Annotated in this window: 1 protein-coding gene; it reads left to right on the top strand. The window is 45.7% G+C overall.

The features are described 5' to 3' along the window. Positions 1-615, top strand: a 615-nt coding sequence (locus tag R7190_RS28675) for a ParA family protein (protein ID WP_318138037.1), incomplete at both ends; no start/stop codon positions are given.

Below are 615 nucleotides of genomic sequence, written 5' to 3' on the forward strand. Positions count from 1 at the left end.
CGTTAGAAGAAGCACACATGCTGATGGATGCGGCTGAAGTGCCAAAATTCTATGAGCGTAAGAAGAATAACGGCAATAAACCATGGATTATCAACGTACAAAACCAAAAAGGTGGTACGGGTAAATCAATGACGGCCGTACATTTGGCTGCTTGTTTGGCGCTTAACCTAGATAAACGCTACCGCATTTGTTTGATTGACTTGGACCCTCAAGGTTCATTACGTCTGTTTTTAAACCCGCAAATCAGTGTGGCTGAGCACGACAACATTTATTCAGCGGTGGACATCATGTTAGGCAACGTGCCTGATGGAGTAGAGATCGACCGCGAATTTTTACACAAGAACGTGCTGTTGCCGACGCAATATCCGAACTTGAAGTCAATCTCCGCATTCCCAGAAGATGCTATGTTTAACGCAGAAGCGTGGCAAACGCTGTCTGAAGACCCATCACTTGATATCGTTCGTCTATTGAAAGAACAGCTTATCGACAAGATTGCGAATGACTTCGATATCATCATGATTGATACCGGTCCGCACGTCGACCCTCTGGTTTGGAATGCGATGTACGCGTCCAATGCACTGTTAATTCCTTGTGCGGCAAAACGTCTAGACTGGG

It is taken from the genome of Vibrio sp. 1078-1 (assembly GCF_033340475.1).